Here is a 25,907-nt window from a genome sequence, read left to right on the forward strand (position 1 = left end):
GACTAACCTGTGTGCAGCCGCCACCCCTGTTCGTTTAGTCGCGATATCGGTTGGCACCAATTTCCTCTAGGAGTTTTACCAATGAAACGATCCGTTCCCGATCCGCCTCCCGAAAATCCTACCAACGAAACCGTCACTGAAGACCCTCTCAGGGATCGTTCCGCGCTTTACCGCGCCATCGATTTCCACCTCACCGGCAAGCAACCCGCACCACCGGATGAAATGCGTTTCTACAACGTCAGCAAAGAGGTGAGCTTTGAAGACACCCAACTCTATGTCGCCGATTTGCTGCGTTGTGCTTCGGTTACGGCGTATCAGTGTGGCGATCAACTCAAGGGCGCCGACCGGGCGATGGTGTATTCGATCTGGCATTTGCTGGAGATTGCCAAGGCGATGGTCGATCACTCCATTGAGTGTTTGGGGATGAAGAAGGGCTGAGTGAAGATCAAAAGATCGCAGCCTGCGGCAGCTCCTACAGAATTCAGGTCCGACTCAGGCTCTGTAGGAGCTGCCGCAGGCTGCGATCTTTCAAAGCGCGAAAGCGCTTATAGTCAACACATCTCCTTTTTCCTGCGCAGCCGACCATGAAGCAAACACCCGACGACCTCGAACAGATCACCTCCACCACTCTGGGTCATTACAACGCGGTCGCCGAAGACTTCCGTGCAGGCACCCGCGATCACGACGTCAGCCAGAACATCGCTGCCCTGTTGCGACACCTTCAGGGCGAGGCGCCTTTCGACGTTCTCGATTTTGGCTGCGGGCCGGGACGCGATTTGCAGACCTTTACCCGCATGGGCCATCGGGCCGTCGGCCTCGACGGTTCGCAAAAATTTGCACAGATGGCCCGTGAGGACAGCGGTTGCGAAGTCTGGCAACAGGATTTTCTGAAGCTCGATCTGCCGGCCGAACGCTTCGACGGAATTTTTGCCAATGCGGTGCTGTTTCACATTCCGCGTCAGGAATTACCTCGAGTGTTGAAGCAATTGCGCGGGGCGCTGAAACCGGGTGGGGTGTTGTTCAGCTCCAATCCTCGTGGCGAGAATCAGGAAGGCTGGAACGGGCCGCGTTATGGGTCGTATCACGACCTGGCGGCGTGGCAACAGTTGCTGACCGAGGCGGGGTTTGTGGAGTTGGAGCATTACTACCGGCCAGCGGGGCTGCCGCGGGAGCAGCAGCCTTGGTTGGCGAGTGTCTGGCGTAAAGCTGCGTAGTCAGTTCGGACGCCATCGCGAGCAGGCTCGCTCCCACAGTGGATCGCGTTGTCTGTAGCGACGCGGTCAACCTGTGGGAGCGAGCCTGCTCGCGATGAGCGCGAAGCGCTCGCCTTTACTGCACCTCTTTCTTCGGCTCGCGAATCTTGTACCAGGCCACATACAGCGCCGGCAAAAACAGCAGCGTCAGCAAGGTGGCGATGACGATCCCGCCGATCATCGCGTAGGCCATCGGCCCCCAGAACACTTCCCGGGCAATCGGGATCATCCCCAGGCTCGCCGCCGCAGCGGTCAGCAAAATCGGCCGACGTCGGTGCTCGGTGGCCTGCACCACCGCATCCCACGGCGCATAGCCCTTCTTCTCGTACTCATCGATCTGGGTCACCAGAATCACCGAGTTACGGATGATGATACCGATCAGCGCCAGGATCCCGAGGATCGCCACGAAGCCCATCGGCGTACCGGTCGGCACCAGCGCAATCACCACGCCGATCAGCCCCAGCGGTGCGACGCTGGCCACCAGGAACAGCTTCTGCACGCTGTGCAACTGGATCATCAGGAAGGTCGCCATCATGAACAGCATCAACGGCACGACCTTGGCAATCGGGCCCTGGGCCTTGCCGCTTTCCTCCACCGTACCGCCCGTAGCGACTTTGTAGCCCGCCGGCAGTTTTTCGGCGAAAGCATCGATCGACGGTTTGAGGATTTTCACCAGGTCCGTCGGCTGGATCTCGTCGCGTATCGCCGCCTTGATGGTGATGGTCGGCAAGCGATCACGTCGCCATACCAACGGCTGCTCCAGCTCGTAACGCACAGTGGCAAACGCCAGCAATGGAATCGACGTGCCGCTCGGCGTGACGATTTGCAGGTTCTGCAGGGTTTCCGGCGTACCGCGTTCGGAATCCACCGCACGACCGACCACGTTGATCAGGTAGATGTCGTCGTCGACCTGAGTCACCGCATGGCCGCTGACGATGCCGTTCATCAGGTTGGCCACGTCTTCGGAAGACAACCCCAACTGCCGCGCCTTGTCCTGTGCGATGTCGATGCGCAGGACTTTGCCCGGTTCGTTCCAGTCGTAGATGATCTCGCCAACGTGCGGGTTCTTGTCCAGCTCAGTGGCGAGGTCGATGGCATGTCGGCGCACCTGGTCGATGTCCTTGCCGCTGATCCGGTACTGGATCGGACGCCCGACCGGCGGGCCCATTTCCAGTGCCTGCACGTAACTGCCGATGCCGACAAAGTCGTTGCGCAGACGCTCACGCAGCTTCTGCATCATGGCCTCGCGACTCTCGCCTTTGCTGACGATCACCAACTGCGCGTAGAACGGGTTTTGCAGTTGTTGGTCCAGTGGCAGGTAGAAACGAATCGCGCCCTGACCGATGTAGGTGCTCCAGCGCACGATGTCCGGATCGTCCTTGAGCGTGGCTTCGAGGCGATCGACAGCCCGGCGGGTTTCGTCGATCGAGGCGTTTTGCGGCAGGTTCAGGTCCACCAGGATTTCCGGGCGGTCCGAGGACGGGAAGAACTGGTTCTGCACAAAACGCATGCTGAACACCGACAACGCGAACAACAGCAAGGTAAAGCCGATGGCCCACCAGCGATTGCGCATGCACCACAGCAGCCCGCCGTTGAAAGCCTTGCCGATGCGTCCCGGTTCGCCTTCGTGGGATTTGACCTTGGTGCTGAGGATGTGCACGCCGATGACCGGCGCAAACAAGACCGCCACCACCCACGACACCAGCATCGCGCAGGCAATCACCGCAAACAGCGTGTAGGTGTACTCGCCCGCCGAGCTGGCGTTCAAGCCGATCGGCACGAAACCCGCCACCGTCACCAGCGTACCGGTGAGCATCGGGAACGCCGTGGAGGTGTAGGCGAACGTCGCCGCCTGCTCCTTGGTCTCGCCCATTTCCAGGCGCGTGACCATCATTTCCACGGTGATCATCGCATCGTCCACCAGCAGGCCGAGGGCGATGATCAGTGCACCGAGGGAGATCCGCTGCATGGTGATGCCGCTGTATTCCATGAACACAAACACCATCGCCAACACCAGCGGGATCGAGCACGCCACCACCAGCCCGGCGCGCACGCCAAGGCTGACGAAGCTGACCAACAGCACGATCACCACCGCTTCGAACAACGCGCTGGTAAAGCCGCCGACGGCTTCTTCCACCACCACGGCCTGATCGGAAACGTTGTGGATGCCGACACCCACGGGCAGGTCGGCGGTCAGCTGGTCGATACGAGCGTGCAAGGCCTTGCCGAACGCCTGGACGTTGCCGCCCTTCTGCATGGCAATGGCCAGCCCGATGGCCGGTTTGCCGTTGAAGCGGAATTCCGGCGCGGCGGGATCAACGTAGCCGCGTTTGATTTCAGCAATGTCCGCCAGTCGATAGTAGCGGTCGTTGAGCTTGAGGTTGACCTCGGCCAGGTCTTTCTCCGAAGCGAACTTCCCTGTAGTGCGCACCGAGATCCGCTCCGGCCCGGCCTCGATGACCCCCGCCGGCGTTACGGCGTTCTGGGTTTGCAGGCTCTGCACGACTTGAAGCTGATCGATGCCCAGTGCTGCAAGTTTGCGCGTGGAGAAGTTCAGGTACAGCACTTCGTCCTGTTGGCCGACCATTTCGATCTTGCCCAGCCCCGGCACGCCGCGAATTTCCATGCGCGCCTGTTCGACGTAGTCGCGCAACTGACGCTGGGTCAGGCCGTCGGCGGTAAAGGCGTAGATCGAACCGAAGACATCACCGAACTCGTCGTTGAACGACGGCCCCTGTATGCCTTGCGGGAACTGGTACTTGATGTCGTTGATCTTCTTGCGTACCTGGTACCAGATCTCCGGAATGTCCTTGGAACTGGTGGTGTCGCGCAGGTACACATACACCGTCGATTCGCCGGGGCGCGTGTAGCTTTTCACGTAATCGAGCGAGTCGAGCTCTTCGAGCTTTTTCTCGATTCGGTCGGTGACCTGCTTGAGGGTTTCCTCCTGTGTCGCCCCCGGCCATTTGCTCTGGATCACCATGGTCTTGATGGTGAATGAAGGATCTTCCTCACGCCCCAGGTTGAAGTAAGAGAACACACCCATCAGCAATGCGACGAACATCAGATACCAGATGAACGACTGATGCTTGAGAGCCCATTCGGAGAGGTTGAAAGGCCCTTTCATTGACTGTCCTCGTCGATTTTAACTGCCTGCCCTGGTTTGAGGCTGTGTACACCGGCACTCACCACCCGTTCACCGTTCTTCACCCCGCCGGCCAGCACTACAGTGCTGGCGGTGCGGCTGATCACGCTGACATCCCGGGGGGAGACGGTTTTGTTCTGTGCATCGATCACCCAGATGCGCTGTTTGCCATCGACCTCCTGCAACGCGGAAACGGGCAGTTCGATGCGCGGCTTGATCGCCGTGCTCAAGGTGACGCTGATCGCCGTGCCCAGGCGAAAGCCTTCTGGCGTTTCGGCCAGGGTCAGACGGGCACGCCGGGTGCGCGTGGCGCTTTGCGCCTGGGGTTCGATTTCGCGAATGGTCGCGGTGGTGTTGATGCCTGGATTGAGTTGTGCCGCGACCAGAAACACCACATCACTGGGCAGCTGATCGACCAGCGTATCCGGCAGGTCGATCACCGCCTCTTTGATATCCGGTTGTGCCAGGGTGACCACTTGTTGCCCGGCTGAGACGACTTGCCCGGCCTCGGCGCTCCACGCCGTGACCACGGCTTTATGGTCGGCACGCAGCTCGGTGTAGCTCAATTGGTCCTTGCTTTGATTGACGGCCGCGCGGGCCTGATCGAGCGACGCCTGGGTGGTTTTCAGGTTGGTCATGGCGTCATCCAGCTGCGCCTGTGCGCCAACGCCACGATCAAACAGGGCTTGCTGGCGCATGGCACTGGCCTTGGCATTGATCAGTTGCGCCTGGATTTTCGCCAGGTCGCCCTGGGCCGAACGCAACTGATTCTGCTGGTCGGATGGATCGAGGGTGGCGAGCAGCGTGCCCTTCTCGACCTCGGCTCCCACATCGACATTACGACTGGCGATCCGACCGCCCACGCGGAACCCGGTGTTGCTTTCGTAGCGCGCCTGAATGCTGCCGGCGAAGCGCCCCAGATCCTCTTCGTTCAACGCCTTGATCTTGATCGACAGCACCGGGCGCACAGGCTCCGGTGGCGGCTTGCTTTCGGAACAGGCGCTCAGCAGCAGCCCGATGGACAACGCCCATAAAGGCTTCATGGCTTGGCCTCCCAGCTCAAATCCTTGTAAGTGTTTTCGGCAATCTCGACTTCCATGCCTGGGTGCAACAATTGCCCACCCGCCACAATGACTTTTTCACCGCCCTTCAAACCATCACCGATGATGACCTTGCCGGTCAGATAGCGGCTGACGGTGACCGAGTGCAACTGTGCCTGACCCTTGTCGTCGACAATCCAGACGGCCGGTTCACTGATGTTCTTGGTCAATGCAGACCACGGCAATTCCACGACCGACTTGCCTGATCCCCGGGCCGTGGCGCTGACCACCGAACCCAATTGCATACCCTCGGGCAATTTATCGAGGCCGACTTTCACCTGCACGGTACCGGACTGCGCCGACACCGCCGGCGTGATTTCACGCACGGTACCGGTGGTTTTGATGGCCGGGTTGTCGAGCAGGCTGAGGACAATGGTCTGGTCCTTCGGCTTCTCGGCCAGCAGTGATTCATAGACATTGAACACCGCATCGCGGTCGCCGTCGGTGGCCAGGCTGAAGATCGGCATGGTCGCTTGGACGACTTGGCCGACTTCGGCCTGGCGCTCGGTAATCACACCCGGCGCATCGGCGATCAGCGCCGTGTAGCTCAACTGATCCTTGGCATTGGCCAGTTGCGCCTGCGCTGCGCTCAATGCGCTCTGACTGCTGCGCAAGGCGGCCTGGGCCGAGTCGTATTCGCTTTGGCTGGTGTAGCCCTTGGGCAGGAGCTTTTGCTGACGCACGAACGCCGCCGCGCTTTGCGTCACCCGCGCCTGTTCGGCGACGACTTGCGCCTGGGCCGAATCGACACTGGTCTGCAAATCCTTGGGGTCGAGCCGTGCCAGCACTTGCTTGGCGGTCACCCGGTCACCGACATCGACCGAGCGCTGGATGATCTTGCCACCCACGCGAAACGACAGCTCAGTCTGGACACGCGCCTGAATGTCACCGGTGAGGGTGACCGAGGCCGCAAAATCTTCCGGCTTGACGACTTGCACAAACACCCGTGGCAGGTACTCCTGCACCGGTTTTTTCTCTTCACAAGCCGTCAGCAGCATGACGACACTCAAGGCCATTACCACTTTCAATCCGGGAACCACCATGCACACTCCTTGGCCTTTTTCAGATACAACACGACACAGAGCTTAGAACAGACTCTGGACCTTGCACGAGCGTCTTATTAAGAAAAAGTTCGAAGCAGGTTCTGCCGAAAACACTTGCCATAGACGCCTGCGCCTACCCGACAATGAACGCCTCGTTTGATACCGTTTCAGGAATCCACATGCTCCAGACGCTCGCCGTGGCCAATTACCGCTCGATCAACAAACTGGTGATCCCGTTGGGCCGGCTGAATCTGATCACCGGCCCCAACGGCAGCGGCAAGTCCAACCTTTACCGCGCCTTGCGACTGCTGGCGGAAACCGCTCAGGGCGGCGTGGTCAATGCGCTGGCCCGCGAAGGTGGCCTGGATTCGACGTTCTGGGCCGGGCCGGAAACCATCACCCGACGCATGCGCAATGGCGAAGTACCGATCGAAGCCTCGGTGCGCCAAGGTGTGAAACGCCTGCGCCTGGGTTTTGCCGGTGAAGACTTTGGCTATTCGATCAGCCTGGGCCTACCCGATTCCAATGGGCATTTCATGCTGCCCAACCACACGTTACCCATCCCGTCACGCTTCAGCCTCGACCCGCAAATCAAGCGCGAATGCCTGTGGGCCGGAGCGTTCTATCGCCCTGCGAGCCTGCTGGTGGATCGCGACGGCCCGATGATCCGCACCCGCGCCAATCGCAGTTGGGACGTGCTGGCGCAACACACGCCGGCGTTCGACAGCCTGTTCGATCAGGTCGGCAGCCTGCGGAGTTCGCCAGAAGTGCTGGAGATGCGCGAGTTCATCCGCCGCTGGCGCTTTTACGATCACTTTCGCAGCGACGCCGATGCGCCCGCGCGACAACCTCAGTTGGGCACGCGCACACCGGTGCTGCACCACGACGGGCGTGATCTGGCGGCGGCCTTGCAGACCATTATTGAAATCGGCGATCCGGAGACGTTGTGGGCGGCGATCAGTGATGCGTTTCCCGGTGCACGGCTGGCCATCGAACCTCTGCCGGGCGGGCGCTTCGCTATCGAGTTTTATCAGGAGGGGTTGTTGCGCCCGTTGTCGGCGGCAGAATTGTCGGACGGGACGTTGCGTTATCTGCTGCTGGTCGCAGCTTTGCTGACGCCACGCCCGCCGACGCTGATGGTGCTGAACGAACCGGAAACCAGCCTGCATCCGGACCTGCTGCCGGCGTTGGCGCGCTTGATCATTCGCGCGTCCGAGCAGTGCCAGGTGTGGGTGGTGTCCCATGCCCGACGGTTGATCTCGGCATTGCAGGAGGACCCGGACTGCAACTGCATCGTGCTGGAGAAGAACCTCGGGCAGACCGGGATTGTGGGGCAACGGATGTTGGATGAGCCGGTGTGGAGTTGGCCGGATTGAAATCTTCACTTCAGGCGATCAGGTCATGCGAATTTTTTTGTTCAGATTGGACTGCGGCCGCTGACGCCTGGGCTCCAGAGTTGGCCGGTTCCAGTCCGAGGCATGCATTTCGTCGAGAGATCGCTTAATACCTCGATGTCTGTCGTTTGAACTGAACATGCCAGGTGTCTGTGGCGGAGCGGAGGGCTCGAAAGACGACGAAGGCGACAAGGAAGGCCGGGGCGTAGAAGACGGTGCCACGGCGATAACCCCCTTGTTCTTCACAAAGTTCACCAAGGCAGCTTCAGTCCCAGCCTTGCTCGCCGCCCAGTAAGTACCCACTCTCGATGCTATCGCGATGCCTGTCAGCCCTAAAGCGACATACCCCAGAATTTTGCTTGCCTCAGTGTCTCCGATCACTCCCGCAATGGCACTGCCTACCCCTACCAGGCCAGTGGTGACTACCACAGCACTGGCCGTGACGGTACTGACGGCCGTAAAAGTCTGTCTGAATGGCAACTTCTTCGCGGCTCCAAATCTCAAGGCGTCCTTGGCCACATTAAAGGAAGGGATGACACGGGACAGGCCCAGCGCTGTATTCGACACGCCCAGGACGCTTGTGATCAGCCTGGCGATATCGGCAAACCGCCCCGTCGGATCACTGAAATTCACCGGATCCCCCAAACAATACGCGTACGGATTCAACCCGCCCCGCCCAAACGGACTCAAGCTGTCCGGGCTGTTGAACCTCATCAGTACCGGGTTGAACGCTCGGTGCCCGTTGCCCAGCAAGTAATCGCCAGTGACCGGGTCGATCACTTCGCCAGTAAAGCCCAGAAGACTGCCTGGACCACCCTCGACCCGACGATGACCGTAAGGCGCATAAGCCTGAGATTCGGGACCCGCCCGCAGTACGGAACGCTGCTGATCCGTGGCCAACCACTGGCTGTTGATGCTGGGCCCCTCACGCGATTGCACTGCCAGCAACTGCGTGCCGTGTTGAAAAACACTATGCCCGCCGTTCCCTTGCAGTTGCGTTGCCAAATGTTCTCCGCGGTAGAAACGGGTCACGTTATCCAGCCCAAACGGTGCCAGTTCAACCAGACGATCCAGAGCGTCGTAGCGGTATGTGGTCTTTTCCGTAGCGTTCATCGGATGAGTCCTCCTGTCTTTGAGCAGAGATTGCACCCTCACCGCCATGTCGACACCTAGCAGAACTGCTAGGTGTCGCCGACCTGAGCGATTTGCCGGAACGATGGAAGACGACTATTTTCCCTGGCACCGTAGGAAGGATCTTTTTTTCGAGATCCCACTCCAAGGACGGACCGCTTTTGGCCAGACTCCCCGGCCGGGCAATCACAAGGATGAGAGAAATGGCAGAGGCAACCGTGCCGCAACGGCTGGATCCGCAGGACGTTGTTAAATTATTGATGGCGTTGCGCAGGGCGATGAAGACCAGGGCGGTCTGAAAGATTTGTTGCAGGATCTGATGTTTGTTTTTTGTGGCGAGGGAGCTTGCTCCCTCGCCACAAAAGCTTCACGCCACCATTAAATCAAACACCCATAAAAAAACGCCGACGCTAAATCAGCCGTCGGCGTTTGAAACCTTGAAGGGGTTTGCTTCGCGAATCAGAACGCCGGCAGAACCGCGCCGCTGTACTTCTTCTCGATGAAGGCTTTCACTTCCGGGCTGGTCAGGGCCTTGGCCAGTTTCTGGATGGCAACGCTGTCCTTGTTGTCCGGACGGGCCACCAGGAAGTTCACGTAAGGCGAATCGGCACCTTCGATCACCAGAGCGTCTTTAGCCGGGTTCAGACCCGCTTCCAGCGCGTAGTTGGTGTTGATCATGTCCAGGTCGACCTGATCCAGCACGCGCGGCAGCATGGCCGATTCGAGTTCCTTGAACTTGAAGTTGTGCGGGTTCTTGGCGATGTCTTTCGGCGTGGCCAGGGCGTTTTTCGGGTCTTTCAATTCGATCAGGCCAGCCTTCTGCAGCAGGATCAGGGCGCGGCCGCTGTTGCTGCCTTCGTTCGGGATGGCGATGGTGGCGCCGTCCTTCAGCTCAGCCAGGCTTTTGACTTTCTTCGAGTAGCCACCGAATGGTTCCACGTGAACACCGATCACGGTTTCCAGGTGAGTGCCTTTGCCTTCGTTGAAGCTTTTCAGGTACGGCAGGGTCTGGAAGTAGTTGGCGTCCAGACGCTTCTGATCGACCTGCACGTTCGGTTGGACGTAGTCGGTGAAGACTTTGATTTCCAGGTCCACGCCTTCTTTGGCGAGGGCGGGCTTGATCAGCTCGAGAATCTCGGCGTGTGGCACCGGGGTCGCGGCAACCACCAGTTTCTCGCCGGCCTGTGCCAGGCCCGAGGTCAGGGCGGCCGCCAGTGCGGTGAACAACAGAACCTTTTTCATGCAGTGTCCTTATCGAAAATCACAGTCGCTTGTGGCGACGGCTTGAAGATGAGAGTGCCAGTGAAGTGCTATCGCTGGCGTGATGCGGACAATACCGGGATTTTTTATTCCCGAACAATAACGTTTATTCAGCTTCATATTCCATTTTGTTCATAAAACTCTAACTCGCACATCTTCCTTTGTAGGAGCCGGCTTGCTGGCGATGGCGTCCGTTCAGAAAAACCGCGTCGCCGCGATCGCGAGCAAGCTTGCTCCTACGAAAGCCCGGTGTTTTTGAGTAACTGTTTCAAGGCTGCCTGGTCAGCGACAGAGCCATTGTCGAGAATCTGCCGGATCTGACTCTCGATCTGCTCCAGAGAAATCGAGAGCTCCGGCAAATTCAAATGCTCCGGCAAAATCTCATCCCCGGTGCTTACCAGCAGCGCAAAGTGAATGATGTTTTCCAGTTCCCGGGTGTTGCCCGGCCAACTGTGGCGCTCCAGCACCCGTTGCGCCGCCTCGCTGATCAGCGGCACCGGCAAGTCGAGGCGCTGGCTGTAGATGCCGAGGAAATACTCGGCCAGCGACAGGATGTCGCCGGTGCGTTCGCGCAGCGCCGGCAGTTCGAGTTGGCCTTCGCCGAGGTAGTGAAAAAGCCGCTCGTGGAATTTTCCGGCAGCGACGGCCTGGGCCAGATCGATGCTGGTGGCCGCGACCAGGCGCACGTCCACCGGGCTCGGCTGATGGGCGCCGACGCGGGTGACCTCGTGGTTTTCCAGGGCTGCGAGCAGTTTGATCTGGATCGGCAGCGGCAAGTCACCGATTTCGTCCAGGTACAGCGTGCCGCCATTGGCCGAGCCAAACCACCCGGCGCGGCTGCTCGCCGAACCGCTGAAGCTGCCCCCGGCGTAGCCAAACAGTTCGGCGTCGGCGTACGTCGGGCTGATGGCGCCGCAATTGACCGACACGAACAAACCGCCGCGATCGCTGGCGCGATGGATATGCCGTGCGAGCAACTCTTTGCCGGTACCGGTTTCGCCACGGATAAGTACCGAGATCGAGCGTGGTGCCAATTGCTCCAGGTCCTCGCGCAGTTGGCGGGAACGTGGATCGACGAACACAAGCGCCTTGGCGCGAATGCTCAGGGGACTTTTTTCTGCATCGGGAAAGGTCAGCAAGGGCTGACCGAACGTTTCAAAACTCATGGCAGACTCCCGCCCAAAACCGCCGGGAGACGGGGGCGATTCAATGAAAAGAAAGACTCAAGCGCGGCGCAGAGCGTGATGTTCCATGCGGTTTTGCAGGCGATACAGATAGGCAAACCCCTGCTCCCAACGCTGGTGGCCGGACTTGACGTTGATGTGCCCCGCCCCTGCCAGAATCCCCGCCTCGGCGCCCCAGTTGCGTGCCAGTTCCAGCGCGCGCGGCGCGCTGACGGCGCTGTCGTTGTCGGAGCTGACGACCTGGCTCGGGAAGGGCAGCAGATCGGTTGGAATCGGCGCGAAATTGCGCAAGGCCGGTGCGCAGGCCGGGCGTTCGACGTCCGCCGGTGCAACCAGTAACGCCCCACGTACCTGACGCAGAAATTGCACTGGCGCTGTCGCCGCCCAGTGCGCGACGGTGATGCAACCCAGGCTGTGGGCGATCAGAATCACCGGCGTGCTGTCGGCAGCAATCGCCTCGGCCAAAGCCGCCACCCAGTCTTCACGACGCGGCGTCAGCCAGTCGGCCTGCTCCACCCGCGCACTGTTCGGCAGGCTGTTTTGCCAGTGGCTTTGCCAATGATCGTCTGGCGATCCTTGCCAGCCCGGCACAATCAGGTAGCGAATGGATTCGTTGCGCATGGGGGAGCTCTCCTGCTGCGTGTCTGTTCCCGGTCGAGTATAGGGAGGAGAGTTATATTCGTTAAGGAATAAGAAGCTATTTATTAAGATCTTAAAGGAATATTAGATTAATGATTTGTAGGAGCTGGCTTGCTAGCGAATGCGGTAGGTCAGGCAGCAATTTACCGGCTGGAAGGACGCCAGCGCCGGCAAGCCAGCGCCTACAGAGTTTGCCGGACATAAAAAAAAGGGCCGCACCCTGCCAAGGAGACGGCCCCGGAAAGCAAAATTCTGTTAACGCGCGGTAATCACCGACAGCTTGGTAATCCCTGCCCGCTCGATCGACGCCATGGCCCGCGCCACTTCGCCGTAATTCACCCCATCATCGGCCTGCAATTGCACGCGCACGTCCGGGTCTTTGGCCTTGGCCGCCTGGAGGTTGAACTCCAGCAAGTCGGGCTGGATTTCATCCTTGTTGATAAACAGCTTGCCGGCGCCGTCGATGCTCACCACCAACGGGTCCTTCTGTTCGACCGGTGCCACCGCCTCGGTCTTGGGCAGGTTGATCGGTATCGCGTTGGTCAGCAGCGGCGCGGTGACGATGAACACCACCAGCAGCACCAGCATCACATCCACCAACGGCGTTACGTTGATCTCACTCAGCACCTCATCACTGTCTTGCGTGGAGAAGGCCATATCAGGACGCCTCCTTCACTTTCTGCGCGCCGCCCTGGGCCACAACCTTGTGCGCCGTCGGGTGAATCAACACGCGGAACGAACTCTTCTGCGCCAGGCTGTAGAAGTCATGGGCAAAGTCATCCAGGTCCGCCGCCGTCAGTTTCAGACGCCGTAAAAAGTAGTTGTAAACCAGCACTGCGGGCACTGCGACGGCGATCCCTACGCCCGTAGCAACCAGCGCCGCACCAATCGGTCCGGCCACCGTTTCCAGGCTCGCCGAACCCGCTGCACTGATGCCTTTCAACGCTTCCATGATTCCCCACACCGTGCCGAACAAACCAATGAACGGCGAGGTACTGCCAATACTCGCGACCACCGCCAGCCCGGTTTCCAATGACCGGCGCTCACGCACGATCTGCTGACGCAACGCTCGCTCCAGACGGTCCTGGTGATTGATCGCCTGGCTCAGATCCGCTGCTTGCGGCGCCTCGCCGACCTGGATCGCGGCATAACCGGCCTGAGCCACCCGCGCCGCAGCGCCGGGATGGGTCTCGCTCAACTCGGCGGCCGAATCGAGACTCGACGCCGCCCAGAACTGTTTATGAAACCTGCGATCCTGCGCCTTGAGGCGACCGAACTGCACACCCTTGAGCAATGCCAAGCCCCAGGTCGCGACGGAAAAAACCACCAGCAGCCAGATCACCGCGCTTTCGATGGATTCAAGTGGAGATGCCAGTAACGTCATGGTGAAGTCCTCGTGTAAACGTTTCGCGCGAATTTGGTTTCGGTTTAATGAATCTTGAAATCGATGGGCACGCTGACCCAGCCGTCCTGAGCAACATCACCCTGCTTGGCCGGCACAAAACTCCAGCGTTTCACCGCGCTCAAGGCCGCTTCGTCGAGGGCATCGCGGCCGCTGCTTTTCTGAATCTGGATCTCGCCAGGCTTACCGCTGGCCAGTACATGCACCCGCAGCAACACCGTGCCTTCCCAACCGCGACGCTGGGCCAGCGACGGATATTCCGGCGCCGGATTTTTCAGGTAGCCCGCGTTCGCGGAGGCCGGTGTCACGGGCGCCGGTGCGGGCGGAGCCGGTGGCGCCGGGGCCGCAACGGGTGCTGCCGGTTGCGGCGGCGCCGGAGGTTGCTCTGCGGCTTTCGGGGCCGGTTTTGCGATCGGTTTGGCAACAGGTTTCGGTTTGGGCACCGGTTTGGGCGGTGGCGGTTTTACGGCCAGTTCGTCCTGCACGGGTGGCGGCGGTTCGACCACTGGCTGAACCGGTTGCGGCGGCGGTGGCTCGACCACGGGCGGTGCCGGACGCGAGAACTCAATGGTCATCGGCGGAATTTCCGGCGGCACGATCGGCAATGCCGGGGTCGGCTGCTGATTGACCCAATAGATCACCGCGCCATGCACCAGCAACGCCAGCACGCCCAGCAGGATCGTTTCCCGACGACTCAGGATTCCCTTCGGTGCACGTTGCAAACGCAACTGACCCAGGGGCACACGGTGCGGCCGACCGAGGTCGACCAACTCGCCACCCTGTGCCTGGCGCCACAACACTTCGTGTGCACTGGCGGCGGTCTGAACATTGCCCATTGCTTGACTCCCTGCGGTCTCTTTGCGAATCACCGAAACGTCGTGCTGTACATCCCCCGACGACGCCTCGGTGAACCCATCATTGGCCGGATCGCTTAGCTCTTAAAGTAATCTTTAAAGTTATGGTTAGATCGATATCGAATATTGAGAATATCGTTCCAGCGCCAGCCCCCGTCGTTCAAGGGCTCTGGCCCGAAGGCGAAAAACCAATGCCTTGTCTGCATTAAAAGTATTCCTCCAAGGCATGGTGTTTCGCCGTCAGAAGTCGTATCGACCGGTCACACCCAACGTGCGCGGCGTGCCCAGCAGGCCTTCGTAACCACCGTTGGCAGCCGTCCACAGCGTCGTGTAGTAGGTTTTGTCGAAGGCGTTTTTCAGCCACAGCGACACGTCCCATTGACCCTGTTTGAAGTCACCGCGCAAGCCTGTGGACAGGTTGATCACCGCATAACTCGGGATCTGCCCGTAGTCGGAATCCTCCACCGTGCCCACCGCTTTGGAACGGAAGGCGTAACTGCCGGTGACGTACTCTTCGAAGCCGTTGCTCAGGTTCCATTTGTATTCGCCGTTGGCGTTGCCGATCCATTTCGAAGCGCCGACCACTTGATGCCCGGTGAGATCGCAAGACGCTGGAGCCCCCGGCGCCAGGCTGACTTCCGGCGGGCACGGTGCGTCCTTGTACGAGAGGTAGCTGACGTCGTTGTACGAACCGTTGAAGTTCAACGTCAGGCCGCGCAGCGGAATCAGGGTGCTTTCGAACTCCACACCACGCGAGCGCACGGAACCGGCGTTGGTCAGGTATTGCACGCGGTTGGCGTCGTCGTAGGCGTTGGTCTGGTAGCCGTTGACCTGGGTCCAGAACACGTTGGCGTTGAGTTGCAGGCGACGGTCCCAGAGCGTGCTCTTGAAACCGAGCTCGGCGTTGTTGGCGCGCTCGGTGCCGATCAGCAACGAGTCCGCACCGGCCACCGGCGCCGTGCCCACGGCCAGGTTGACCCCACCGGATTTCTCGCCGTGGGACAGCGTGGCGTAGGTCAGCAGGTCGTCGGTGAGGCGGTAGCTGAGGTTCAACAAACCGGAAGGGCTGGAGCTGTACTGATTCAGATCGCCGGAATCGTATACCCCCGCACGACCACGTCTCGCGGTGGCTGCCGCACCGCTGACCGCCGTACCACCCACAGGCGCATCACGGGTGACCCAGGCATTTTTCTCCTCATAGGTGCCGCGTACCCCGGCGGTGAAATCCAGGCGTTCGGTCAGGTGCCAGGTGCCTTGGGCGAACAGCGCAAAGCTGTCTGTTTTGATGTGCCCGTTGCCGACACTGTTGATGTTGTTGAGCGCTCCGTTAGGCGTGCCGCTCCAGATGTCCGCTTGCGGTCCGTAATAGGTGAAGGATTTATTGTCCAGGTCGGAGCCGAAGTAGTAGGCACCGACCACGTAGTCGAAGAAACCGCCCGAGGGCGATGCCAGGCGAAACTCCTGGGAATACTGCTTATCCTCCACCGAAACGCCGGCGTTGTAGAAGGCGGATACGTTCAGGCCGTCGTCATTGCGCGGGGTGAAATTCCACCAGCGATAGGAGCTGATCGAGGTCAGGGTGAAGTCACTTGGCAACGCCCAGTTGGCCTCGACCGACGTGCCGCTCTGATGCACGGTGACGTGCTGTTCGTTGTTCAGGTTGACCTTGCGGTGCGTGCCGTCGACCAGTGTCGCGCCCGCTGCGTTGGCCCGCGCCTGATAAAGGTTGGTGCCATTGATGGTTGGGCCGGTGTTGTACAACACACGGGTCCCGGCGCTGGAATCTTCCTCGTTGTAATCGCCGATCCAACGCAGGTTGAACGCCTCGTTGGGCTTGAACAACAACTGCCCTCGGAAGCCTTCGCGCGAGCCGCCGTTCAAGTCGTTGCCGTCGTATTCATTCTTGATGTCGCCGTCGCTGCGGGTGCGATACGCGGAAAAACGTCCTGCCAGTTCGTCATTCAACGGGCCGGAAATCGTGCCCTTGGTCTGGAAGTAGCCATCTTCGCCCACCGACGTTTCGATGCTGCGCTCCGGGGTGAACGTCGGTGCGCGGGTGCTGATGTTGATCACGCCGGCCGTGGTGTTTTTACCGAACAAAGTGCCTTGCGGACCGCGCAGCACTTCGAGCTGTTCGATGTCCATCAGGTCGAACACCGCCATGCCTGGCCGACCGAGATAAACGTTGTCGATGTACAGGCCGACACTGCCTTCCAGGCCATCGCTGGCCGGGTTGTTGCCCAGTCCGCGGATCGACACGCTGGACTGGCGCGCATGCATATAGGCGACGTTGACGCTGGGCACCAGTTGCTGCAAATCCTGGATGCGATAGACCCGCTGGGCCTCCAGGTTCTGGCCGCTGACCACGCTCATTGGCGTTGGTACATCCTGCGAGCTTTCCTCACGGCGGCGAGTGGTGACCGTCACGGTTTCCAGTTGTGCGCTGTCAGCCGTGGCGGATTTTTTTGGGGTGGTTTCAGGGGTGGCGCTATCGGCTGCATAGCCTTGGGTCCAACTGGCGCTACCGGCCAGCAACAGTGCGAGAGGCAGGCGTTTGAGCCGTTGGGGTGAAGAGGTTGAGGCGAAGTGCAACGGACTCATAAGGCGGGTTTCCCGATCAAAAGAAATTCTGTATTGCTTGCCAGGCCGCCATCGCCAGCAGGCTGGCTCCCACATTGGTTTTTGCGTACGCCACAAATCCCCTGTGGGAGCCAGCCTGCTGGCGATGGCGTCAGCTCAAACGCTGCCGATATCCGGCCCTTTCACGGTCTGACTGACCTGCCCATTCACTCCCACCGCCACTTCACCCTTGAGCGTTACGCGGCGCACGATGCGCGCCTGGGTCCCGTAGTCATCCACCGCGTAATGCTGGGTGGAGCGGTTGTCCCAGATCGCCACATCACCGGCCTGCCAGCGCCAGCGCACGATGTTTTCCTGGCGGATCACATGGCTTTGCAGCAGCCCGAACAGGTGCGCCGAATCGGCTTGTGAATAGCCCTTGATGCGTTTGACGAAATGCCCCAGCAACAGGCTTTTCTCGCCGCTGATCGGGTGCACGCGGACCACCGGGTGCTCGGTCTCGTAGACGGTCGAGGTGAAGATCTTGCGATAGCGCTCCAGCTTCTCGGCCGAGACGTCTGGCTTGCCCCCCGCGTAGTCGTATTCGTTGCTGTGCACGGCGACCAGTTTGTCGGCCAGCTCCCGCAGCTCCGCCGACAACCCGTCATAGGCGGTGGCGGTGTTGGCCCACAGGGTGTCGCCGCCGAAAGCCGGGGCGACCACCGAGCGCAGGATCGACGCTTTCGGGTAGGCCTCGACGAAGGTCACGTCGGTGTGCCAGGAGCTGGCGCGCTGGCCTTCTGCGCCGTCCAACTCGAGCAGAAAACGCGTGCCTTCACGCACCGGTACGGTCGGGTGCGCCACCGGCTCGCCGAGCAAGTGGGCGAACGCCTCCTGGCGCTGATCGTCGAGCTGGGTCTGCTCGCGGAAGAAGATCACTTTGTATTGCAGCAGCGCCTGTTGAATGGCTTCCACCGTGGCGGCATCCAGGTCGCCCGACAGGTGTACGCCACGAATTTCGGCGCCGATGCGGCCAGCCACCGGATGGATTTCCAGCGCGTGAACAGCGGGTTTTACAGCTAAAGCGGCATTGCTCATGGGTAGACCCTCATCGGACTGCTTGCGGTTGACCGGCCGCGAAACACTGCTCTATCTATATTCTATTTAGATCTAATAGATAACTACATGCTTCGTTGACGGAATAAGAGGTTGCATTTAAAACCTCAGTCAACCCTCGTCGCAAATGCCTTCGAGCTATTTTTAGGATGCCGGAAAAGCATATGGATCTTCGCCAGTTGCGTTACTTCATCGCCCTCGACGAACACCGCAGTTTTGTTCGGGCCGCCGAGGCCATGGGCATTACACAGCCCGCTTTCAGCCGCGCCATTCAAGGGCTTGAACACGAATTCGGCTGCGTCCTGGTGGACCGTGGCAACAAGGATTTGCGACCCACGCCCGAAGGCTTGATGGTGCTGCAACACGCCCGCAGCCTGGTGCAAGGCGCGGCGCTGCTCAGCGCTGAAGTGACGCAGATGACCAAGCTCGATGCCGGCGAATTGCGCTTCGGTTGCGGCCCGGCGCCGGCAGTCAAACTGGTACCGGATGCCGTGGCGCAGTTCATCAATGCACACCCGAAAGTGCGCACCTGTTTTGAGGTGGATAACTGGGAAAAACTCAGCCGTGCCCTAAGCCGCGAGGAGATCGAATTCTTCATCGCCGACATCCGCCATTTCGAGTCCGACCCGAACTTCCAGACCCAGGCACTGACGCCCAAGCGCGGGGTGTTTTTCTGCCGGCCGGGGCATCCGCTGCTGGCCAAGGAGAGCCTGTCGACCAACGACATGTTCGACTATCCGCTGGCGGCCACGATGATCCCGCCGGGCATTCGCAAGTTGCTGGCGAACCTCAGTGGGCGGGTGGATTTTTCCCCGAGCATCGAGACCGAGCATTTCCCGGCACTGGTGAAAATCGTGCTGCAATCGAATGCGATTGGTGTGGGCACCGAGGAGGCGTTTGTCGAAGACATTGCTCAGGGTTCACTGGTGTTGCTGCACTGGCGCAATCTGCCGCAGAACATTGAGAGCATGAATGCGCGTTGCGGGATCGTCAGCCGCTCCGGGTTCCGGTTGTCGCCGGCGGCGCGGGCGATGATTGAGACGTTGGTGGCGGTGGATCGGCAGCAGATGGCTGTTGCGGTTTAGGGCCTCATCGCTGGCAAGCCAGCTCCTACAGGGAGCTCCAGTGAGCGCAAATTTTGTGAACACCAGAAACACCTGTGGGAGCTGGCTTGCCAGCGAAAGCGGCCGAATGGGCGCTAAAGATTCAGAGCTTGGCCGCCGCCAGCTCCGGCGCCACCCAATCACTGACCTTGAACGGCTTGCGAATCAACTTCTGCTGCGAAGCCAAATCCACCGAATCCTGCAATTTGCCGAGGAACACCGGATCGAGCGACGACTGGAAAACCTCGCTCAGTTTCTGATCCTTCAAGTCCTGAGAAAGAATGACCGGTGGATAACTCGCCAATCCCGAGACCAACTGAATGTAGGCATCCTTGTTGCTGTCCTGGGTCAGCCACTCCACCGCTTGCTGTTGAGCCTTGAGCAGTTTCGCCACGACCTCAGGATGTGCATCGACAAACTTCCCGGTGCCCAACAAAACCGCCTGCACACTGCCGGCACCGCCGAGGTCCTTGGTGTTCAGCGGCAGTTCCGCCAGGCCTTTGGCTTGCAGCGCCGTCAGGCCCGAACCGCTCCAGGACGCATCGATCTGCTTCGCCGCCAGTGCCGCGACTGCTGCATTGAAATCGAGGTTGATGACTTTCACGTCTTTCTCGCTCAAGCCCTGACTGGCCAGCGCCGCATCAAACGACAGCTGGCTGGCGGTGCCACGAAAAATCGCCACACGTTTGCCTTTGAGGTCTTGCAGGGTCTTGATCCCCGACCCCGGCACCACGCCCAGATAGTGCTTCACGTCCCGAGCGGTCGCACTGAGCAACCGGGTGTCCAGACCATTGGACTTGCCGATGATGGCCGCCAGATCACCGAGGTACGCCAGATCGACCTGGCCGTTGGCGAACGCCTCGTTGATCACCGGTCCCGCGCCTTTGAAGAAGCTCCATTGAATCTTGATGCCCTGTTCGGCGAAGGCCTTTTCGAAGATCTGTTGATCTCGCAAAACGTCCACGACTCCACCCCCGCTGTGCTGGGTACCGGCGCTGAGGTCCGGCACGGCGATGCGGATTTCCTTGAGTTCGCCGGCATTGGCCGTGAAGGCCAGTAAACCCGCCAGGGCCGGTGCGGCGAAAAGGCTGATAACGCGTTTGAAAGGAAGGTTCATGGGTGCAGCTCCTTGGGGCAACGGGCGTTGAGGAGCTGAAACTAGGCTGATATGAACCACACACTAAAATACTAATAATTCACATTTTTAGATCATTACGATCTATATCAATGCTTCCGGGCCTCTCGACCAGGTATGCGTAACCGGCATTAAAAATATTCTTCGAATGCATTGGATACGAGCGTAATGGCAAGCCATAAATGGGCTCTCTTATCTCCAAATAGCATTGATAAGATTATTTATATAACCGTTAACCAAAAACGAAATCGCCAAGATCGCAGCCTTCGGCAGCTCCTACAGAGGGGGTGTCGATCGCTGTAGGACTGCCGAAGGCTGCGATCTTTTGATCTTCACCCGACAACGGAGGTCACCCATGGCCCGTGTTTCCCTTCTCAGCCTGCCGCTGCCTGCGCCATCGCTCAAACACCAGCGAACGTGGCCGAGCCTGGGCCAACGTTTGTTGCCATGGTTGTTGCCAACCGCCCTGTTCAGCCTGTGGTGGTTGGCCAGTCGAAATCATTGGATGAGCGAGCAGATCCTGCCCACACCGTCACTGGTCTGGAGCAGCGCCGTTGAGTTGTCTCAAGGCGAGTTGTGGAGCCATTTATGGATCAGCCTGCAACGCTTGTTCTGGGGGCTGTTGGCCGGGATCAGCGCCGGCGCTGTGCTGGGTGCGGCGCTGGGTTTCAGTCCTCGATTGGAGCGCCTGGTGTTCCCGACGTTCGCCGGGTTGGCGCAGGTCCCGACGCTGGCCTGGATTCCATTGTTCATGGTGTTTTTCGGCATCGGCGAAGTGCTGAAACTGGTGGTACTGATCAAGGCCATCGTAGTGCCGGTGACCTTGCACACGCTGGTCGGCGTGCGGGATGCGCAACCGAAACTGCGCGAGGCCGCCGCCGTGTTGCGCTTGCCGCCGCGACTGCTGATCCGGCGACTGGTACTGCCTGCGGCCTTGCCGGCATTCATGGCCGGTGTGCGACTTGCGTTGGCAGCGGGCTGGACGTCGTTGCTCGCCGTGGAACTGCTCGCCTCAAGCGAAGGCATCGGCTACCTGATGGTCTGGGCGCGACAGCTTTTCATGCTCGACATTGTCTTCGTGTGCATCGTGGTGATCGGTGTGATCGGCGTGGCGATGGACCGTGGCATCGGCCTGCTGGACAGGAAACTGGTGCACTGGCCGCACCCGGCCACCGCCGAGATCCGTCGCGGCCCGCGTTATCAAGGCTGGCAACGCCTGCAACCGTGGCTGCTGCCGCTGGCGCTGTTGGCGTTGTGGCAATTGACCTCGGATCAGCAGTGGGTCGATGCAAACATTCTGGTCAGCCCGCTGGCGGTCCTGCAGACCACCTGGAGCGGTTTGCTCGACGGCACGTTGATCGGTGGCATGGCCCTGAGCCTGGGCCGAACCCTTGGCGGATTACTGCTCGGTGGCGGGCTCGGCTTTGCCTTTGGACTGCTGCTGGGACTGTCGCGCATCAGTGAACGCGTGCTCGGCCCGACCCTCGCCGCCATCCGGCAGATTGCAATTTTCGCCTGGGTGCCGTTGCTCACCGCATGGTTCGGTCTCGGCGAATTGGCCAAGTGGGTGTTCGTCGCCCTCGCCGCTTTTTTCCCGCTGTTCATCGCCACTCAACGCAGCGTCGCCAACCTCTCACCGCAACTCAACGAAGCCGCTCAGGTGCTGCGTCTGAACCTGCGCCAACGTCTGCGCCGATTGGTGCTGCCGGGCGCTGCGCCGGGGATTTTCGCCGGGCTCAGGTTGAGCCTGATCTACGCCTGGCTCGGCACCATCGGCGCCGAATATTTCATGCCGTCCAACGGCGGCATCGGTAGCCAGATGATCGGCGCCCAGCAACTGCTGCGCATGGACCTGATCATGGCCGGCATGCTGCTGGTGGGCCTGACTGGCGCCCTGCTCAACCTCATTGGCCAACGCCTGGAAATCCGCGCCACCCGCTGGAGACACGCATGAACGCACCGATTGTCAGTTTCAATCACGTGGGCAAAACCTTCGACGTCGACGGCTTCGAACTGGAAGCCATTCGCGAATTCAACCTGGACATTGCCGAGGGCGAGTTCGTCGCCATCGTCGGCTCCAGCGGTTGCGGCAAATCCACTTTGCTGCGGCTGTTGGTGGGCCTCGATACGCAGTTTCGCGGGCAGATCACGGTGGACGGAAAAGCCGTCAGCGGCATCGGCGGCGAACGCGGCATCGTCTTTCAGGAGCATCGGTTGTTCCCGTGGCTGAGCGTGGCCGACAACATCGGCCTGGGTTTGGTCAATGAGCCGTTGAGTGCCGCGCAAAAGAAAAAACGCATCGATGATTTCATCGACCTGGTGGGCCTGAGCGACTTCACCCGCGCCTATCCGCATCAGCTCTCCGGCGGCATGGCCCAGCGCGTGGCGATTGCTCGCGGTCTGGTGGCGAGCCCACGGATTCTGCTGCTGGACGAGCCCTTCGGCGCCCTCGATGCGCTGACCCGCCAGCAGATGCAGGACGAACTGTTGGCGATCCGCGCCCGGGCAAAAATCACCACCATCCTGGTCACCCACGATGTCGAGGAAGCGATCTTTCTCGCCGACCGCGTGGTGGTGATGGAGCCGCGTCCCGGACGGATCAAGCAAGTGGTCGACATCGCCCTGCCCCATCCGCGCCAGCGCAGCAGTTTCGACTTCCACCAACTGCGCGAAGAACTGCTGCACGAACTCACCAGCGACGATCACTACCAGCCGCCCATCCCGGTGCAGGTCCGCGACCTGCCGCTGTCTTTCATTGCCTACTGAAAAAGGAAATTTTTGATGCCGCAACGTCCCAACTTTCTGGTGATTCTGGCCGATGACCTGGGCTTTTCCGATCTCGGTGCCTTCGGTGGCGAGATCAACACACCAAACCTCGATGCCCTGGCCAATAACGGCCTGCGTCTGACCGAATTTCACACCGCGCCAACCTGCTCGCCGACCCGTTCGATGTTACTGACCGGCACCGACCATCACATCGCCGGCATCGGCACCATGGCAGAAGCACTGACCCCGGACCTGATCGGCAAACCGGGTTACGAAGGGCACCTGAACGACCGCGTCGTCGCCCTGCCCGAGCTGTTGCGCGAGGCCGGTTACCAGACCTTGATGAGCGGCAAATGGCACTTGGGCCTGACCGCAGAACTGGCGCCTCACGCCCGGGGTTTCGAGCGTTCGTTTTCGCTGCTGCCCGGCGCCGCCAACCATTACGGCTTCGAACCGACCTACGATGAAACAACGCCACGCCTGCTGAAATCCACCCCGGCGCTGTACATCGAAGACGACCAATTCATCGATGAACTGCCGAAGGATTTCTATTCCTCCGACGCCTTCGGCGACAAGCTGCTGCAATACCTCAAGGAGCGCGACCAGACTCGGCCGTTCTTCGCCTACCTGCCGTTTTCCGCGCCGCACTGGCCATTGCAGGCGCCGGCCGATGTGGTCGAAAAATACCGGGGCCGTTATGACGCAGGCCCCGAAGTGCTGCGCCTGGAGCGCCTGGAAAAACTCAAGAAACTGGGGTTGATCGAGGCCGACGTAGAGCCACATCCACTGATCCAGCTGACCGCGCAATGGGATGCCCTGAGCGATGAGCAGCGGCAGATTTCCGCCCGGGCCATGGAGGTTTACGCGGCGATGGTCGAGCGCATGGACTGGAACATCGGGCGCGTCGTCGATTACCTGCGCCAGCAAGGTCAACTGGACAACACGTTCATCCTGTTCATGTCCGACAACGGTGCCGAAGGCGCGCTGCTGGAGGCTTTCCCGAAATTCGGCCCGCAATTGCTGACCTACCTCAACCAGCATTACGACAACAGCCTGGACAACATTGGCCGCGCCAATTCCTACGTCTGGTACGGGCCGAACTGGGCGCAGGTCGCCACTGCACCGTCGCGGCTGTTCAAGGCCTTCACCACCGAAGGCGGGATCCGTGTTCCGGCGCTGGTGCACTATCCGCAACTGCCGCTCAAGGGCCAGATCAGCCATGGATTTGGTACGGTGATGGACATCACGCCAACCATTCTGGACCTGGCCGGTGTGCGCCATCCTGGCAAGCAATGGCACGGCAAACCCGTGGCGCAAGTTCGCGGGAAATCGTGGCTGGGGTTCCTGTCGGGCGAGACCGCACAGGTGCATGACGAGCACACCGTCACCGGGTGGGAATTGTTTGGGCGGCGGGCCATTCGGCAGGGGCAATGGAAGGCGGTCTACATCCCGGGACCGGTAGGGCCGGCGACCTGGCAGTTGTATGACCTGGACAGTGATCCGGGGGAAATTCATGACTTGGCGTCGAGTCAGCCGGAAAAGCTCAGTGCCTTGATCGAGCATTGGCAGCGGTATGTGGATGAGACCGGGGTGATCTTGAGCGAGTCGCCGTTTCAGCCGGATTGATTCAGCCTGATCTACCGCCATCGCTGGCAAGCCAGCTCCTACAATGATCGATGTGATACGACGATCGCATTCACACCGACAAACCCTGTAGGCGCTGGCTTGCCAGCGATGAGGCCATCAAGCGCGCGCACTCTCCACAGTCTGCCCCTGTACTTCTTCCCTGCGCACAAACCGGTTCGCCCGCGCAAACGTCCCAAAATCATTAAACCGCACGCCCATCTCGCGCATCACCTTGTGCGCCACCGGCACGGTCAACTGGCGGATGTAAAACGGTTCCTTCACCACAAAGTGATGGATGCCATGGCTGCTGCCGAAGTTGAAGCAGAACGCCTGCAACGGCCACAACCACCATGCGTTCAGCACTTGACATTGCTGCATCACATTGCCCGGCTCGATGTCGCCGTAATAGTGCATGTTCGAGCTGACGAAGTGCAGGCAGAACGTGCGCAACACGTTCGGGCCGATGATCACCACCGCCGCGATATCGATCACCTGCATCACTGACAACGTGGTCGCCGACCATTCGATTGGCGTGCCCATCAGATGCGTGATGCCGTTCGCGGCGTGGAAACCGAGGAACACGTACCACGCGCCCCAATGCACCAGCGCCAGCGGCGCGTAGACCTTCAGCGTGCGGTAAATGATGCTGTACTTTTGCGCCCATGTTTTTGCGCGAAGCATGCGGATGAACGACGACATCATGTTGTCACCGACCATCAACAAACGGGCGACTCCCCAAGGCTCGCCGTTGGTGATCGCCCGCTCTTCCATGTCGGTTTCCGTACCGGAAACCTTGTGGTGATTGAGGTGCAGATGGCGGCGAATCCACGGGTTGATCGTGCTCGGTCGCGCCAGCCATACCAACCCCATCATCAGGTTGTGCGGCACCTTCTGTTTGCGGAAGTACATGCTGTGAATCAGGTCGTGCTCCAGCTCATGGGTCAACGACGCGAAAAAAGCGTTGAGCAACAGGCACGCCCACCAGGCCATGTGCCCGGTGATGTAGAGCGCCGCCGAACCGATCATGCCGGTCAGCGCCAAGCCCAGAATGCCCGCGCCGAGGGCATCCTGATGCTTGAGAATCGGGTAACGCTCACGCAGCTCAACCCCTCTGGCCAGCACCACTTGGCGAATATGTGCTGATCGCTGAGCTGCATTCAGTCGCTGGGGACTTGCAGAAGTACCGTCCATGCTTCC

The 25,907-nt window shown here is 60.2% G+C and carries 21 protein-coding genes; 7 read left to right on the plus strand and 14 right to left on the minus strand.

The features are described from left to right. The first annotated feature begins 81 nt into the window (after nucleotides 1-81). Together QYH43_RS03770 and QYH43_RS03775 are read left to right on the plus strand one after the other, a co-directional pair. Nucleotides 82-438 (plus strand): hypothetical protein, encoded by a 357-nt coding sequence (locus QYH43_RS03770; protein ID WP_301156355.1) that lies wholly within the window; start codon nucleotides 82-84, stop codon nucleotides 436-438. A 146-nt stretch (nucleotides 439-584) separates the two neighbouring features. Further along, complete coding sequence (locus QYH43_RS03775) at nucleotides 585-1,214, plus strand: bifunctional 2-polyprenyl-6-hydroxyphenol methylase/3-demethylubiquinol 3-O-methyltransferase UbiG (protein ID WP_301156357.1); 630 nt, start codon at nucleotides 585-587, stop codon at nucleotides 1,212-1,214. Nucleotides 1,215-1,329: 115 nt separating this feature from the next. On the opposite strand, the gene QYH43_RS03780 is transcribed toward QYH43_RS03775, so the two are convergent. From QYH43_RS03780 to QYH43_RS03790, 3 genes are read right to left on the minus strand one after another with little or no spacing between them, the layout of a single operon-like run. Continuing rightward, nucleotides 1,330-4,380 carry an efflux RND transporter permease subunit gene (locus QYH43_RS03780; RefSeq protein ID WP_301156358.1) on the minus strand — a complete coding sequence of 1,017 codons (3,051 nt, stop codon included), beginning with the start codon at nucleotides 4,378-4,380 and terminating at the stop codon, nucleotides 1,330-1,332. Next, nucleotides 4,377-5,441, minus strand: coding sequence for an efflux RND transporter periplasmic adaptor subunit (locus QYH43_RS03785; RefSeq protein ID WP_301156360.1), 1,065 nt, complete (start codon nucleotides 5,439-5,441; stop codon nucleotides 4,377-4,379). Before QYH43_RS03785 ends, QYH43_RS03780 begins: the two co-directional genes overlap by 4 nt. Continuing rightward, nucleotides 5,438-6,541 (minus strand): efflux RND transporter periplasmic adaptor subunit, encoded by a 1,104-nt coding sequence (locus QYH43_RS03790; protein WP_095058200.1) that lies wholly within the window; start codon nucleotides 6,539-6,541, stop codon nucleotides 5,438-5,440. Before QYH43_RS03790 ends, QYH43_RS03785 begins: the two co-directional genes overlap by 4 nt. Before the next feature lie 179 nt (nucleotides 6,542-6,720). On the opposite strand from QYH43_RS03790, the gene QYH43_RS03795 reads away from it, so the two are divergent. Then, entirely contained in the window at nucleotides 6,721-7,917 is a 1,197-nt protein-coding gene (locus QYH43_RS03795; protein WP_301156363.1) for an AAA family ATPase, read from the plus strand. Between the two features lie 18 nt (nucleotides 7,918-7,935). Here the strand turns inward: QYH43_RS03795 and QYH43_RS03800 are convergent, their stop codons facing one another. The 9 genes from QYH43_RS03800 to QYH43_RS03840 all read right to left on the minus strand — a co-directional run bounded on the left by QYH43_RS03800 (nucleotide 7,936) and on the right by QYH43_RS03840 (nucleotide 18,062). Further along, entirely contained in the window at nucleotides 7,936-9,048 is a 1,113-nt protein-coding gene (locus QYH43_RS03800; RefSeq protein ID WP_301156364.1) for an RHS repeat-associated core domain-containing protein, read from the minus strand. A 477-nt stretch (nucleotides 9,049-9,525) separates the two neighbouring features. Then, the gene (locus tag QYH43_RS03805) at nucleotides 9,526-10,308 is read right to left on the minus strand and encodes a MetQ/NlpA family ABC transporter substrate-binding protein (protein WP_095058197.1); all 783 of its coding nucleotides are present in this window, start codon (nucleotides 10,306-10,308) and stop codon (nucleotides 9,526-9,528) included. Nucleotides 10,309-10,562: 254 nt separating this feature from the next. Then, nucleotides 10,563-11,492 (minus strand): sigma 54-interacting transcriptional regulator, encoded by a 930-nt coding sequence (locus QYH43_RS03810; protein ID WP_301156365.1) that lies wholly within the window; start codon nucleotides 11,490-11,492, stop codon nucleotides 10,563-10,565. 57 nt (nucleotides 11,493-11,549) lie between these two features. Further along, nucleotides 11,550-12,131, minus strand: a complete 582-nt coding sequence (locus tag QYH43_RS03815) for an alpha/beta hydrolase (RefSeq protein WP_095058195.1) — start codon at nucleotides 12,129-12,131, stop codon at nucleotides 11,550-11,552. 273 nt (nucleotides 12,132-12,404) lie between these two features. Then, on the minus strand, nucleotides 12,405-12,806 hold the full coding sequence (locus tag QYH43_RS03820) for a biopolymer transporter ExbD (protein WP_010565408.1): 402 nt from the start codon (nucleotides 12,804-12,806) through the stop codon (nucleotides 12,405-12,407). Nucleotide 12,807: 1 nt separating this feature from the next. Then, the gene (locus QYH43_RS03825) at nucleotides 12,808-13,533 is read right to left on the minus strand and encodes a MotA/TolQ/ExbB proton channel family protein (protein WP_095058194.1); all 726 of its coding nucleotides are present in this window, start codon (nucleotides 13,531-13,533) and stop codon (nucleotides 12,808-12,810) included. 44 nt (nucleotides 13,534-13,577) lie between these two features. After that, nucleotides 13,578-14,387 carry an energy transducer TonB gene (locus QYH43_RS03830; RefSeq protein ID WP_301156367.1) on the minus strand — a complete coding sequence of 270 codons (810 nt, stop codon included), beginning with the start codon at nucleotides 14,385-14,387 and terminating at the stop codon, nucleotides 13,578-13,580. A gap of 258 nt (nucleotides 14,388-14,645) precedes the next feature. Then, nucleotides 14,646-17,006 (minus strand): TonB-dependent receptor, encoded by a 2,361-nt coding sequence (locus tag QYH43_RS03835; RefSeq protein ID WP_301156369.1) that lies wholly within the window; start codon nucleotides 17,004-17,006, stop codon nucleotides 14,646-14,648. A gap of 135 nt (nucleotides 17,007-17,141) precedes the next feature. Then, a complete protein-coding gene (locus QYH43_RS03840) occupies nucleotides 17,142-18,062 on the minus strand; it encodes a TauD/TfdA family dioxygenase (RefSeq protein WP_301156371.1) in 921 nt (306 codons plus the stop codon). A gap of 182 nt (nucleotides 18,063-18,244) precedes the next feature. Here QYH43_RS03840 and QYH43_RS03845 point away from each other — a divergent pair, with 182 nt between their 5' ends. After that, nucleotides 18,245-19,165, plus strand: coding sequence for a LysR family transcriptional regulator (locus QYH43_RS03845; RefSeq protein ID WP_095058190.1), 921 nt, complete (start codon nucleotides 18,245-18,247; stop codon nucleotides 19,163-19,165). 121 nt (nucleotides 19,166-19,286) lie between these two features. On the opposite strand, the gene QYH43_RS03850 is transcribed toward QYH43_RS03845, so the two are convergent. Next, a complete protein-coding gene (locus QYH43_RS03850; RefSeq protein WP_095058189.1) occupies nucleotides 19,287-20,300 on the minus strand; it encodes an ABC transporter substrate-binding protein in 1,014 nt (337 codons plus the stop codon). 373 nt (nucleotides 20,301-20,673) lie between these two features. On the opposite strand from QYH43_RS03850, the gene QYH43_RS03855 reads away from it, so the two are divergent. The 3 genes from QYH43_RS03855 to QYH43_RS03865 are packed head-to-tail and all read left to right on the plus strand — an operon-like array spanning nucleotide 20,674 to nucleotide 24,710. Further along, nucleotides 20,674-22,272, plus strand: coding sequence for an ABC transporter permease (locus QYH43_RS03855; protein ID WP_301156373.1), 1,599 nt, complete (start codon nucleotides 20,674-20,676; stop codon nucleotides 22,270-22,272). Continuing rightward, entirely contained in the window at nucleotides 22,269-23,084 is an 816-nt protein-coding gene (locus QYH43_RS03860) for an ABC transporter ATP-binding protein (RefSeq protein ID WP_095060598.1), read from the plus strand. Before QYH43_RS03855 ends, QYH43_RS03860 begins: the two co-directional genes overlap by 4 nt. Before the next feature lie 15 nt (nucleotides 23,085-23,099). Further along, nucleotides 23,100-24,710: an arylsulfatase gene (locus QYH43_RS03865; RefSeq protein ID WP_301156375.1), complete on the plus strand. Its 1,611-nt coding sequence runs from the start codon at nucleotides 23,100-23,102 to the stop codon at nucleotides 24,708-24,710. Between the two features lie 117 nt (nucleotides 24,711-24,827). Here the strand turns inward: QYH43_RS03865 and QYH43_RS03870 are convergent, their stop codons facing one another. Next, on the minus strand, nucleotides 24,828-25,901 hold the full coding sequence (locus QYH43_RS03870) for a fatty acid desaturase (protein WP_095060595.1): 1,074 nt from the start codon (nucleotides 25,899-25,901) through the stop codon (nucleotides 24,828-24,830). Nucleotides 25,902-25,907 lie beyond the last annotated feature (6 nt).

This window comes from Pseudomonas sp. C32, assembly GCF_030417915.1.
Classification (GTDB): Bacteria; Pseudomonadota; Gammaproteobacteria; order Pseudomonadales; family Pseudomonadaceae; genus Aquipseudomonas.